Origin of the sequence: Vibrio sp. Of7-15 (assembly GCF_022347565.1) — a bacterium.
Classification (GTDB): domain Bacteria; phylum Pseudomonadota; class Gammaproteobacteria; order Enterobacterales; family Vibrionaceae; genus NORP241.
In genome coordinates this window covers 20,506-34,137 of record NZ_JAKRGH010000023.1, presented here as the reverse complement: position 1 = coordinate 34,137, position 13,632 = coordinate 20,506, and the positions used below count along the sequence as shown (strand labels likewise).

Annotated in this window: 13 protein-coding genes; 6 read left to right on the top strand and 7 right to left on the bottom strand. The window is 43.9% G+C overall.

Annotation, left to right across the window (positions count from 1 at the left end):
* Both rpiA and serA read left to right on the top strand, forming a co-directional pair.
* Positions 1-657 carry a ribose-5-phosphate isomerase RpiA gene (rpiA, locus tag MHO82_RS19465; RefSeq protein WP_239186597.1) on the top strand — a complete coding sequence of 219 codons (657 nt, stop codon included), beginning with the start codon at positions 1-3 and terminating at the stop codon, positions 655-657.
* A 210-nt stretch (positions 658-867) separates the two neighbouring features.
* Positions 868-2,097 carry a phosphoglycerate dehydrogenase gene (serA, locus tag MHO82_RS19460; protein WP_239186595.1) on the top strand — a complete coding sequence of 410 codons (1,230 nt, stop codon included), beginning with the start codon at positions 868-870 and terminating at the stop codon, positions 2,095-2,097.
* A gap of 79 nt (positions 2,098-2,176) precedes the next feature.
* On the opposite strand, the gene MHO82_RS19455 is transcribed toward serA, so the two are convergent.
* On the bottom strand, positions 2,177-2,884 hold the full coding sequence (locus MHO82_RS19455) for an oxidative stress defense protein (protein ID WP_239186593.1): 708 nt from the start codon (positions 2,882-2,884) through the stop codon (positions 2,177-2,179).
* A 71-nt stretch (positions 2,885-2,955) separates the two neighbouring features.
* Positions 2,956-3,852, bottom strand: a complete 897-nt coding sequence (locus MHO82_RS19450; RefSeq protein WP_239186591.1) for a LysR family transcriptional regulator ArgP — start codon at positions 3,850-3,852, stop codon at positions 2,956-2,958.
* A gap of 130 nt (positions 3,853-3,982) precedes the next feature.
* On the opposite strand from MHO82_RS19450, the gene MHO82_RS19445 reads away from it, so the two are divergent.
* Together MHO82_RS19445 and MHO82_RS19440 are read left to right on the top strand one after the other, a co-directional pair.
* The gene (locus MHO82_RS19445) at positions 3,983-4,618 is read left to right on the top strand and encodes a LysE/ArgO family amino acid transporter (protein WP_239186589.1); all 636 of its coding nucleotides are present in this window, start codon (positions 3,983-3,985) and stop codon (positions 4,616-4,618) included.
* Positions 4,619-4,627: 9 nt separating this feature from the next.
* Entirely contained in the window at positions 4,628-5,122 is a 495-nt protein-coding gene (locus tag MHO82_RS19440; protein WP_239186587.1) for a YbaK/EbsC family protein, read from the top strand.
* A 68-nt stretch (positions 5,123-5,190) separates the two neighbouring features.
* Here the strand turns inward: MHO82_RS19440 and mscS are convergent, their stop codons facing one another.
* From mscS to tkt, 5 genes are all read right to left on the bottom strand, one after another.
* Entirely contained in the window at positions 5,191-6,057 is an 867-nt protein-coding gene (gene mscS, locus MHO82_RS19435) for a small-conductance mechanosensitive channel MscS (protein ID WP_239186585.1), read from the bottom strand.
* Between the two features lie 317 nt (positions 6,058-6,374).
* Positions 6,375-7,451 (bottom strand): class II fructose-bisphosphate aldolase, encoded by a 1,077-nt coding sequence (gene fbaA / locus MHO82_RS19430; RefSeq protein ID WP_239186583.1) that lies wholly within the window; start codon positions 7,449-7,451, stop codon positions 6,375-6,377.
* A gap of 129 nt (positions 7,452-7,580) precedes the next feature.
* Positions 7,581-8,744 carry a phosphoglycerate kinase gene (locus MHO82_RS19425; RefSeq protein WP_239186581.1) on the bottom strand — a complete coding sequence of 388 codons (1,164 nt, stop codon included), beginning with the start codon at positions 8,742-8,744 and terminating at the stop codon, positions 7,581-7,583.
* Between the two features lie 95 nt (positions 8,745-8,839).
* The gene (epd, locus tag MHO82_RS19420) at positions 8,840-9,874 is read right to left on the bottom strand and encodes an erythrose-4-phosphate dehydrogenase (RefSeq protein ID WP_239186579.1); all 1,035 of its coding nucleotides are present in this window, start codon (positions 9,872-9,874) and stop codon (positions 8,840-8,842) included.
* 174 nt (positions 9,875-10,048) lie between these two features.
* Entirely contained in the window at positions 10,049-12,046 is a 1,998-nt protein-coding gene (tkt, locus tag MHO82_RS19415) for a transketolase (protein WP_239186577.1), read from the bottom strand.
* Between tkt and MHO82_RS25815 the strand changes: the two genes are divergently transcribed.
* Both MHO82_RS25815 and metK read left to right on the top strand, forming a co-directional pair.
* A complete protein-coding gene (locus MHO82_RS25815; protein WP_275440684.1) occupies positions 12,045-12,170 on the top strand; it encodes a hypothetical protein in 126 nt (41 codons plus the stop codon). The two genes, tkt and MHO82_RS25815, sit on opposite strands and share 2 nt — an antisense overlap.
* Before the next feature lie 254 nt (positions 12,171-12,424).
* A complete protein-coding gene (metK, locus tag MHO82_RS19410) occupies positions 12,425-13,579 on the top strand; it encodes a methionine adenosyltransferase (RefSeq protein ID WP_239186575.1) in 1,155 nt (384 codons plus the stop codon).
* Positions 13,580-13,632 lie beyond the last annotated feature (53 nt).

Genomic DNA, 13,632 nt, shown 5'->3' with positions numbered 1-13,632 from the left:
ATGACTCAAGATGAAATGAAAAAAGCAGCTGGTTGGGCAGCCCTAGAATACGTGAAACCAGGTAGCATTGTGGGTGTTGGTACTGGCTCAACTGTGAATCACTTCATCGATGCACTCGCAACCATGAAAGAGCAAATCAAAGGGGCTGTTTCAAGCTCTGTAGCTTCAACAGAAAAACTGGAAGCTCTAGGCATTGAAGTTTTTGATTGCAACGAAGTCTCTTCTCTCAGTGTGTATGTTGATGGCGCAGACGAGATCAATGGCAACAATGAGATGATCAAAGGTGGCGGTGCCGCTCTAACTCGTGAAAAAATCGTTGCCGCAATTTCTGAAAAGTTCATCTGTATTGTTGATGATACCAAAAAAGTAGACGTACTAGGTCAATTCCCGCTGCCTGTTGAAGTGATCCCAATGGCACGCTCTTACATTGGCCGAGAGTTAGTAAAACTTGGCGGAGATCCAGCTTACCGTGAAGGCGTGATCACTGATAATGGCAACGTTATTTTAGATGTTCACGGCCTAAAAATTACGGATGCTAAAGAGCTAGAAGACAAAATCAATGCCCTACCAGGCGTGGTCACTGTGGGTTTATTTGCTCACCGTGGTGCTGATGCTCTGATCGTAGGTACTGCTAACGGCGCAAAAGTTTACGAATAAGCTATCTGCTTTTTCATAATAGAATGACAAACGGTACGACTCAGTACCGTTTTTTATTTGCTATTTCGTAATATTCTTACCAAAACTGTTCGTTTTTTGATACTTTAGTCACATGAATGCAGCCAAGGGGTGGCTTAAGTTCATTCCAGGCTTTTATTTTTTGCCCAAAAATCATTGCGTTAATGATTGTTTTTAAGGATGAGAACCACAATGGCCAAAGTATCATTGGAAAAGGATAAAATTAAAATTCTTCTGCTTGAAGGATTACACCCATCTTCTGTCGAAGTTCTTCAAGCTGCTGGTTACAGCAACATCGAATATCACAAAGGCTCCTTATCGGATCCTGAACTACTTGAAGCCGTTAAAGACGTCCATTTCATTGGTATTCGTTCCCGTACTCAATTAACTGAAGAAGTATTTTCTGCCGCTAAAAAATTGGTTGCTGTTGGTTGCTTCTGTATTGGTACTAACCAGGTTAACCTAACATCCGCAGCAAAACGTGGTATCCCTGTCTTTAATGCCCCATTCTCAAACACTCGTAGTGTGGCTGAACTGGTGTTGGGTCAACTGCTGCTGTTACTTCGTGGTATTCCTGAAAAGAACGCACTTGCTCATAGAGGGATCTGGAAAAAAAGTGCTGACTCCTCTTACGAAGCACGTGGCAAACGCCTTGGTATTATCGGTTATGGCCACATTGGTACTCAATTAGGTATTTTGGCTGAAAACTTGGGTATGCGTGTTTATTTCTACGACATTGAAAATAAACTGTCTCTAGGTAATGCGACCCAAGTTCATAACATGACGGATCTTTTAAATAAGTGTGATGTTATTTCTTTGCATGTCCCTGAAACAGCAGGAACAAAAGACATGATGGGTGCAGAAGAATTCGCACGCATGAAGCCAGGTGCTATCTTCATTAACGCAGCTCGCGGTACAGTCGTTGATATTCCAGCCCTGTGTGCATCACTAGAATCAGGCCACTTAGGCGGCGCAGCCATTGATGTATTCCCTGTCGAGCCAAAAACCAATGCCGACCCTTTTGAATCCCCATTACAGCAATTTGATAATGTAATCTTAACGCCACACGTGGGTGGTTCGACTCAAGAAGCCCAGGAAAACATTGGCGTTGAAGTAGCCGGCAAGCTTGCAAAATATTCTGATAACGGCTCAACGCTGTCTTCTGTTAACTTCCCAGAAGTATCGCTGCCAGAGCACAGCGGCACATCGCGCTTACTGCATATTCATGAAAACCGCCCTGGTATCTTGACCCAAATTAACAGCATTTTTGCTGATGAAGGCATTAACATTGCGGCCCAGTACCTACAAACTAGCCCTGAAATGGGTTATGTAGTGATTGATGTTGAAGCTTCACGTTCAGAAGAAGCACTCACAAAATTAAAAGCGATTGAGGGCACTATTCGCGCCCGTATTCTTCACTAAAGCGAACAAGCTTAAAACGTATAAAAGGCCACATCTCGTGGCCTTTTATACTTGAAGTACACTAAATAGAAAAACTCACTTATTCTTCTAAACGGAATACCACATCCACCTGATCTCGGATCACAATTTCACTGTCTTGATACGACGCCTGAGATTCCATGCTACTGTCCATTAACATTGCTCTCATCAGTACTGGTGGCTGTGAAGGGCCATTGTGGTATCGGATCTGCCATACACCATCAATATGCTCTCCAAAACCTGCCGCCAGTGATTTAGCTTTTTGTTGTGCATCTTTAATTGCAGCTAATCGAGCGGCTTCTTGGTATCGAGCTTCATCTTTTACTTTTAACGAAATTTGATTAATACGATTAATCCCATCACCTAACGCACCATCAAGAATTTCATTTAATTTCTCTAGCTCAAACACTCTTACGGTAATAGTTCGAGTCGCACGATAACCTTCCAACTTAGGCTTAGAGTTTTTCGGATAAGAATATTGAGGGTTCAGCTGAATATTACCCGATTCAATATCATTACGGCTCACTCCCATTTCTTTTAAACGTTGATGAAAAGCCACAACAACTTTATCAGCGGCTTGTTTCGCCTGTTGTGCCGTTTCCTGCTCTTCTACAATTTGAACCGTAAATTCGGCCATGTCTGGTGTTGCAACCACTTCACCAATACCAACTGTTTCAAGGTGTGGGAAATCAACATCTGCCGCTACTACTGAGCTGGCTGCAGTGACACTCGAAAAACCAATTAATAATGCTAAAAGATGTTTTTTCATCAGGTTACCTATATTAAAAGAAGAAATACTGAGTATAAGACCCAACAATTAAAACATCGTTCATAATTATTTTATTTTTGTAAAACTTGCCGACCATACTGAATGACTTGCTCAGAGAGGGAAGACAATGTCTCACTTTCTAGCGCCCAGTGATGCCAGTACATACTGCGGGTGATCATCTTCCCTGGGTACACTTCAACTAACTCACCAGACGCTAATTCCGATTCAATCTGGATTTTGGGAATCAAGCTGTAAGCCACACCTTTTTTAGCTAAGTACACAAACGCTTCTGACGATCGAACAATGTGTTTAGACCACTCCCCTAGCTCTAGCCCAAAATGCTCATGAACATATTGTTGGTGCATAGCATCATGCTGATCAAACGCCACTGCGGGCGCTCGACGTAATGACGCTTTATCTACCCCTTTCGAAAAGTACTTAGCCATAAACTCAGGGCTTGCCACACAAATATAATCCACATCACCTAAGTAGGCACTGTTGCATCCCGTCATGGGTGTCGCTTGCGTACTTAACGATCCTACTACCTCACCTTTACGTAACTTAATGAGCGTGCGGGTTTCATCTTCCACTTGTAAATTAATTTCTATTTTTCGCGCCAATAGCAGAGGGGTAATGGCAGGCAAAAACCAAGTCGCCAAGCTATCAGCATTCACAGCCAAAGAAACAGGCAGCGGCTTATCTTGTGGCTGAGAGCTAAACTCAGGAAACGTTTCTTGCTCCAGTAAACGTACCTTTTGATATAACATGAGTAACTTCTGCCCAGTGTCAGTCAATTTAGGCGGCTGTCCTCGAATCAATAACGGCTGAGCAAGCAATTTTTCCAACTGTTTAATTCGCTGTGATACCGCCGACTGCGTAATACACAACTGCTCCGCTGCCCGCTCAAAACTTTGCTGATCAATCACTGCATCCAGTGCCGCTAACCAGCGATAATCAAGTCCTCTCACCTTCCTTCCTCTTTACTTCATCAGCCATTAGAAACTCTAATGTAATATAAATAATATTAGTTTTACTAACGAACGTGCAAAGCGATAATCTACTTGCCTATCCAAAATACACTATGAGGTTAATAAAGAGATGAGCTGGTTGATTGTTTTACAAGGGTTTGCATTAGGATTAAGCATGATTATCCCCATTGGTGCCCAAAATGCTTTTGTATTAAATCAAGGAATTAAACAGCGCCATCACTTTACAACCGCTACCGTATGCAGCGTTTGTGATATTGTTTTAATCTGTTTGGGTATTTTTGGCGGCGGCGCACTACTGGCCAGCAACCAAACGTTATTGAATACAGTCACTATCGGCGGCATCAGCTTCGTTCTTGTATATGGCATTAGTTCTCTAAGAAGCGCACTTACAACCAATAAAGTAACCAAAGAAGAAAATAGCGCTAGCGTGCTAAGTAGCCGTAAAGCTGTGATTTTGGGCGCTCTCGCAGTCACCTTACTCAACCCACATGTCTACTTAGATACTGTCGTTATTCTTGGTTCAATCGGAGGACAGTTTGCCCAAGATGAGCGAATCGCCTTTGCCGCAGGAACATTAATGGCTTCCTTCACTTGGTTCTATGGCCTTTCTTTTGGTGCCGCCAAGCTATCTCACATTTTGGCCAAAGACAAAGTAAAACGCACTATCGACCTTCTGGTCGCTGCTATGATGTTTTTCATTGCAACGAAGTTAGCCATTCAGCTATTTGAACAATTTAATGGGTAAGGGAATACAATGGGGCACAATACGAGACAAATTTACGATTTTAATGTTTCTTTATTTCATACTACGGGTACAAAATACCAAAGCTGGGAGCATGAGCCGATCCTCGATTATGAAACGGATGAACGTTTAGCGCAGCAATATGGCTGGACCGCAGCCCCAACCAAGAGCTTATTTCTAAAACTAAAGGGAGGCGATCATGCTCTGCTGCTTACACATAAAGAAGCACGATTAGACAGTAAAGCGATAAAACAACTACTCGGAAAGCGACCGTCAGTCTGTACGAACGAAGAAATGATCGAAAGAATTGGCTGTGTTCCTGGTGCGGTATGTCCCTTTGGTTTGCCTGAAGAGATCACTCTCATTATTGATCCTGTATTGCAGCAATACCCTGAACTGATGTTCACTCCAGGGAAGCCCGAGTTTACATTCAGCTTTGCAAGCCAAGACTTAGCACAACTTATCAGCGGATTAGGCAACACCGTGGTATACCTTCCTGAGTCATAAAAATAACAGGTATAAAAAAGGGGCACATCACGTGCCCCTTACTCAATAGCCAACATCTATAAGCTTAATTAAGCCACTTTATTTAAATGCACATCCATTTGCGGGAATGGAATTTCAATCCCCTCTTTATCAAGCCCTTCTTTAATGGCTTGCAACAAATCAAAATACACATCCCAATACTCTGATGTTTTTACCCATGGACGAACCACAAAATTAACTGAAGAGTCCGCTAACTCAGCCACGCCAACAGTCGGAGCTGGTGTCGGCAATAATCGCTCTTCCGCTGCTAAGATTTTCGTGATCACGTCTTTCGTTTTTTGCAGATCTGCCGAATAAGAAACGCCAATCACGTAATCAATACGGCGCGTTTCATGACGGGAATAATTCGTTATAGCACTGCCAATTACATTGGAATTAGGTACAACAACCATCTTATTATCTGGAGTCGTTAAAATAGTTTGGAAAATCTGAATGGAATCGACTGAGCCAGATACCCCGCCAATTTCTACATAATCGCCAGATTTGAATGGGCGGAAAGCCACAATCAGCACCCCAGCGGCAAAGTTCGACAACGACCCTTGAAGTGCTAAACCAATGGCTAAACCAGCCGCACCAATCACCGCCACGACTGACGCGGTTTGAACACCAATACGCCCTAAAGCGGCGATCAATACGATCACAAATAACAGATAGCGAACGAGGCCATGAACAAACTCCACAACCGCTTTATCCATATGGCGTTTATTCAATACTTTTGCCACGCTACCTGCGACGGCTTTAACAACAATATTACCGACAAACAGGATAAAAATAGCGGATAGGACATTAACGCCGTACTGAATCAATAGCTCAGAGTTATTAGTCAACCAATTGCTCATATCCCCAACGCCCATCACCATGTCCAAACCTTCAACCACGGACATTTCATCTGCCATAATTCACTCTCCAAACCTATAAAGTTAAAACCAAAAATATAATGGGCTATACGCCATATCAAACTGCAATCCCTGCCACATCAACAGCAAACAAACCATCGAAGTTATCCTAAGTAATCGGAAAGTCATCACGGCAAAATAACACCACCAATATAACGACTTCCTTCCCCACAATAAACAATTGACCACATTTGATTGACGCAATGAATACCAAATGGATAACGAAAAACGTCCCATAGAAAAAGCCCCTACTCCAAAGAGCAGGGGCTTTATAAAAATACGCTTAACGTGTATGTAATTTAGAGCAAAAGCCTAAATTATAGTACGTCTACTGCGTTAAGGTCAGCAAATGCTTTCTCAAGACGAGTAACCATAGAAGACTGACCAGCACGTAGCCATACGCGTGGATCGTAGTACTTCTTGTTTGGCGCGTCTTCGCCAGTTGGGTTACCGATTTGACCTTGTAGGTAGTCACGGTTTTCCGCTTCGTATGCACGGATACCATCCCATGTAGCCCACTGAGTATCAGTATCGATGTTCATTTTGATAACACCGTAGCCGATAGACTCTTGGATTTCTGCTTCAGTAGAACCAGAACCACCGTGGAATACGAAGTTTAGAGCGTTAGGTGCAATACCGAACTTCTCTGCACAGTATGCTTGAGAGTCACGTAGGATAGTTGGAGTTAGTACAACGTTACCTGGCTTGTAAACACCGTGTACGTTACCGAAAGATGCTGCGATAGTGAAACGGTGTGAAACAGCGTTTAGTTTCTCGTATGCGTAAGCAACGTCTTCTGGAGAAGTATATAGCTCAGAAGCGTCCATGTGAGAGTTATCAACACCGTCTTCTTCACCACCAGTACAACCAAGTTCGATCTCGATTGTCATGTTCATTTTAGCCATGCGCTCTAGGTACTTAGCACATGTTTCGATGTTCTCTTCTAGAGACTCTTCAGAAAGGTCTAGCATGTGAGAAGAGAATAGAGGCTTACCAGTTTGAGCGAAGAACTCTTCACCAGCGTCTAGTAGACCGTCGATCCATGGAAGAAGTTTCTTAGCCGCGTGGTCAGTGTGTAGGATTACTGGTACACCGTAAGCTTCAGCTACAGCGTGTACGTATTTAGCACCAGCTACAGCACCAAGGATTTGTGCACCTTGACCTTCTAGCTTAACACCTTTACCAGCGAAGAAAGCAGCACCGCCGTTTGAGAACTGAACAACAACTGGAGCTTTAACTTTTGCTGCCGCTTCTAGTACTGCGTTAACAGAATCAGTACCTACAACGTTTACCGCTGGAAGTGCAAAGTTGTTTTCTTTAGCTACTTCAAATACTTTCTGAACGTCATCGCCAGAAATCACACCAGGTTTAACAAAATCGAAGATCTTAGACATAACAATAGTCCTATTTACTCTGTCGTCTTAAATAAAAAAGAATTCTGCAAACGTTTGCTTACAACAATCACTATTGTATCAACAAACGCAATAAAGCGGGAATCTATTTTATTCCCGCCTCAAAATTAATTATGCTTTAGCACGCTCTTCAAGCATAGCAACGGCTGGAAGTACTTTACCTTCAACAAACTCAAGGAAAGCACCGCCACCTGTAGAGATGTAAGATACGTCAGCTTTAATACCGAACTTGTCGATAGCTGCTAGCGTGTCACCACCACCTGCTACAGAGAAACCTGCAGATTCAGCGATTGCTTTAGAGATACCCGCAGTACCCGCTTCGAAGTTCTTGAATTCGAATACGCCTACAGGGCCGTTCCAAAGGATAGTTTTTGCGTTGCCAATAATTTCAGCAAGTGCCGCTGTAGATTCTGGACCTAGGTCGAAAATCATGTCGTCGTCTGCTACTTCAGAAACGTGCTTGATTTCAGCTTCTGCGTTCTCGTCGAATGCTTTTGCACATGCTACATCAGTTGCAACTGGGATAGCACACTCTTTCATTAGCTTTTGCGCTGTTTCAACTAGGTCTGCTTCGTACAGAGACTTACCTACGTTGTGACCTTCAGCAGCGATGAATGTATTCGCGATACCACCACCAACAACCAGTTGGTCAGCCACTTTAGATAGAGACTCAAGAACAGTCAGCTTAGTAGAAACTTTAGAACCACCAACGATAGCCACTAGCGGACGCTCTGGGTTGTCCATTGCTTTACCTAGTGCTTCTAGCTCAGCAGCAAGAAGAGGGCCTGCACATGCTACAGGAGCATGAGTACCAACACCGTGAGTAGATGCTTGTGCACGGTGAGCGGTACCGAATGCGTCCATTACAAAGATGTCACATAGTGCAGCGTATTGCTTAGAAAGCGCTTCTTCGTTCTTCTTCTCGCCTTTGTTAAAGCGAACGTTTTCAAGAACAACCAGCTCACCAGCGTTTAGCTCTAGGCCATCTAGGTAATCTTTGGCTAGTTTAACGTCGTAGTCTAGTGCGTCGTTTAGGTAGTTAACTACAGGGGCTAGAGAGAACTCTTCGTTGTATTCGCCTTCAGTCGGACGACCTAGGTGAGAAGTAACCATTACTTTCGCGCCAGCTTCTAGGCAACGCTTAATCGTCGGTAGAGATGCAAGAATACGTGCATCTGAAGTTACTTTACCATCTTTTACTGGCACGTTTAGGTCAGCACGGATAAATACGCGTTTACCTGCTAGTTCCAGGTCAGTCATCTTGATTACAGACATGATTTGTCCTCTCAATTATTAAAAACAAAAAGATTAAATATCCATTATTAGCTCAGCTTACGGCCCAACTAATTAAATCTTATTACACTCTAACGCTACTTCTCTTGTAACTTGTGCATGGCCAACGCAGTATCTAACATCCGGTTGGCAAATCCCCATTCATTGTCACACCATACGAGCATCTTAATGAGATGGTGGTTACTGACACGAGTTTGCGTGCCGTCGACTATCGCGCTATGGGGGTCGTGATTAAAGTCGATAGAAACCAGTGGTGCCTCGGTATAATCCACTATATGACGTAATGTACCCTGAGATGCATTAACAATAGATTGATTTACGTCATTAACTTTCACATTTGTGTTTACTGTAACACTTAAATCCATCGCAGTGACATTTATTGTAGGAACTCTAACCGAAATCGCTTCAAATTTGTTAGAAAATTTCGGAAATATTCTTTCAATACCTAAATGCAATTTAGTATCAACGGGAATGATAGACTGGCTCGCCGCTCGGGTTCGTCTTAGATCTGAGTGGTATGCATCAATAACCTGTTGGTCATTCATCGCAGAGTGGATGGTCGTGATAGTGCCAGATTCAATGCCAAACTCTTCGTCTAAGACTTTGATGATAGGTATAATGCAGTTCGTTGTACACGACCCATTAGACACTAAACGATCACTGGCTTTTAAGGTGTTTTCGTTAACCCCAAAAATAATCGTATTATCAAGATCATTACCGCCAGGGTGTGAAAAGAGAACCTGTTTTGCCCCTGCTTCTAAATGGGCCTCACCATCTTTACGATCGCCATAAACACCAGTGCAATCTAAAACGATATCGACTTCTAAATCATGCCACGGCAACAATTTAATATCGGGCTGATGCAGAATACGAATTGCATCGGCTTGGTCGTTCTGGTGCTGAATAAATAAGTGTTCTTGATCATGGGAAACAGATTTGAAAAAGCGACCATGGCTAGAATCAAACTGCAAAAGGTGCGTCATTGCCTCGGGCTCAGCAAGCTCGTTAACCGCAACAACTGTGATGTCTTGATGTTTGCCGCTTTCGTATAGGGCGCGTAATACACTCCTACCGATCCGGCCAAATCCATTGATGGCTACTTTTAGTGTCATATCCGTGCTACAAAAGGGAAAAGCGGCCTCAGTGTATACCAAGCTATTATAAGAATCATCACTCTGTATAACATTTCTTTACCACCAGACCACAAGCATAAAAAAGGCCTCCACTATAGGAAGCCTTAAACATTACTTAAAACTCACGTTACGCTTTCAAAGCGTACGAAAATATTAAGCGAGAAGTTCTTTTGCAGTATTGACTACGTTTTCAGTGGTGAAACCAAACATCTTAAACAATTCGCCCGCTGGAGCAGATTCACCAAACGTTGTCATACCGATGATCTTGCCGCCAAAACCAACGTACTTGTACCAGTAGTCAGCAATACCCGCTTCTACAGCGATACGTGCAGTAACATCAGATGGAAGTACAGATTCACGGTACTCAACATCTTGCTTGTCGAATGCGTCAGTTGCAGGCATAGATACTACGCGTATTTTCTTGCCTTCTGCTGTTAGCTCAGCTGCAGCGTTAACCGCTAACTCAACTTCAGAACCTGTCGCAATAAGAATAAGCTCTGGTTTGCCATCGCTGTCTTTTAAGATGTAACCACCTTTCGCGATGTTCGCTACTTGCTCTGCGTTACGGTCTTGCTGTGCAAGGTTCTGACGAGAGAAAATCAGTGAAGTAGGGCCATCTTTACGCTCGATAGCTAGCTTCCAAGCCACTGCCGATTCAACCTGATCACACGGACGCCATGTACTCATGTTTGGCGTTAGACGTAGAGAAGCAATTTGCTCAACAGGTTGGTGAGTCGGGCCATCTTCACCTAAGCCAATTGAATCGTGTGTGTACACCTGAATGTTTTGCACTTTCATCAGAGCAGCCATGCGCATTGCGTTACGCGCGTATTCCATGAACATTAGGAATGTTGCACCGTATGGTACAAAACCACCGTGCAAAGCAATACCGTTCATGATAGCCGTCATACCGAACTCACGAACACCGTAGTGGATGTAGTTACCTGAAGCATCATCCGCCGTTAACGACTTAGAGCCAGACCACATAGTCAGGTTAGAAGGAGCTAAGTCAGCCGACCCACCCATGAATTCAGGCAACATTTGACCAAACGCTTCTAATGCATTTTGAGATGCCTTACGTGATGCAATGTTCGCAGGGTTAGCTTGAAGATCAGCAATGATTGCGTTTGCTTTTTCTTCCCATTCCGCAGGTAGATCACCGTTTACACGACGTTTGAACTCAGCCGCTAGTTCTGGGTGTGCTGCCGCGTAGGCTGCAAATTTCTCATCCCATGCGGATTCTTTGGCTGCGCCTGCTTCTTTTGCGTCCCACTCCGCTGCGATTTCAGAAGGGATTTCAAATGGGCCGTGGTTCCAACCAAGGAATTCACGAGCCGCTTTAATTTCTTCAGCACCTAGTGGCGCGCCGTGGCAATCGTGAGAGCCAGCCTTGTTTGGAGAACCAAAACCGATAATAGTTTTCGTACAAATCAGGGTTGGCTTGCCTGTTTCTGCTTTTGCTGCTTCAATCGCTGCGTTAATCGCTTCAGGATCGTGGCCATCAACAGCCGGGATCACGTGCCAGCCATAAGACTCGAAACGTTTTGGTGTGTCGTCTGAGAACCAACCTTCAACTTCACCGTCGATAGAGATACCGTTGTCATCCCAGAATGCGATCAGCTTGCCTAGGCCTAATGTGCCCGCAAGCGAACACGCTTCGTGAGAAATACCTTCCATCAAACAACCGTCACCCATAAATACATAGGTGTTGTGGTCAACAATCTCGTGACCTTCACGGTTGAACTGTGCAGCAAGGGCCTTTTCTGCCATCGCCATACCAACACCATTTGTGATGCCTTGCCCTAGTGGACCGGTTGTTGTCTCAACACCTGGCGCATAACCATATTCTGGGTGGCCTGGTGTTTTAGAATGCAGTTGACGGAAGTTTTTTAAGTCTTCAATAGATAGGTCGTAACCTGAAAGGTGAAGTAAAGAGTAAATCAGCATGGAACCGTGGCCGTTAGACAGAATAAAACGGTCGCGATCTGCCCACTCTGGGTTTTGTGGGTTATGGTTTAAATGACTACGCCATAATACTTCAGCGATATCCGCCATACCCATAGGTGCACCTGGGTGACCAGAGTTTGCTTGTTGAACACCGTCCATGCTTAGTGCACGGATCGCATTTGCTAATTCTTTACGGGAAGACATGTCTACTCCTGAGTGCGAAAGACTTGTTTGTGTTGAGCAGTTAGCCACTGACTATTCAGGGCAACCTTTATTGGCGGGCGCATTGTCGCAAAGCACCACCGCCTCTGCAAACGTTTTCCTGTAGAAATTAGGTGCTTTTTGTCACTAATTTCTCATAACATCCATAAATAATGAAAAAACACAACACATAAACGCAAACGTTTGGTTATAGCTAATAGATGAGTAATAAAAAAAATAAATTGTAATTCATTCATATTTACCTAAAATAGACGTCTAGATGTAGAAACACCTACATAGATAAACGTATATACGCACATCGTTCTGCTCTATGATTAAGAACGGTTTGTATCATTAACCTTGATAGAAGTGGAAACTCTCATGGCAAAACACCTGTTTACTTCTGAGTCTGTATCAGAAGGTCATCCAGACAAAATCGCAGACCAAATCTCGGATGCAGTTCTTGATGCAATCATTGCGCAAGATCCTAAAGCACGTGTTGCTTGTGAGACTTACGTAAAAACCGGCATGGTAATGGTTGGTGGTGAAGTTACCACTTCTGCATGGGTTGATATTGAAGAACTGACTCGTGAAACCGTTCGCGAAATTGGTTACGTACACTCAGACATGGGCTTTGATGCTGACTCTTGTGCGGTACTAAACACAATCGGCAAGCAATCTCCAGACATCAACCAAGGCGTTGATAAAGCCGACCCGAAAGAGCAAGGCGCGGGCGACCAAGGCATCATGTTCGGTTACGCAACAAACGAAACTGAAATTCTAATGCCAGCTCCAATTACTTACTCTCACCGTCTTGTTGAAAAGCAAGCTGAAGTACGTAAAAACGGTACACTTCCTTGGTTACGCCCTGACGCAAAATCTCAGGTAACGTTCCAATACGACCAAGGAAAAATTGTTGGTATCGATGCAGTGGTGCTTTCTACCCAGCACTGTGATTCAGTAAGTACTCCTGACCTACGTGAAGCGGTCATGGAGGAGATCATCAAGCCAGTACTTCCTTCTGAGTGGATCAACCAAGACACTAACTTCTTCATCAATCCAACTGGCCGTTTCGTAATTGGTGGCCCAATGGGTGACTGTGGTCTAACAGGTCGTAAGATCATCGTAGATACTTACGGCGGTGCAGCTCGTCACGGTGGTGGTGCTTTCTCTGGCAAAGATCCATCAAAAGTAGACCGCTCTGCAGCCTACGCAGCACGTTACGTAGCGAAAAACATCGTTGCCGCTGGTATGGCTGATCGTTGTGAAATCCAACTTTCTTACGCTATCGGTGTTGCGGATCCAACGTCTATCATGGTGGAAACGTTTGGTACTGAAAAAGTATCTCACGACATCATCATTGAAGCCGTTCGTCAAAACTTCGATTTACGCCCATATGGCCTACAAGAAATGCTGAACCTACTTCAGCCTATCTACAAGAAGACGGCTGCATACGGCCACTTCGGTCGTGAAGAGTTCCCTTGGGAAGCAACGGATAAAGCGGTTATCTTGGCTGATTTCGCTGGCCTTAAGTAAACTATTGCTTGAACTGAATTTAAAAAGGAGGCTTCGGCTTCCTTTTTTGCTTT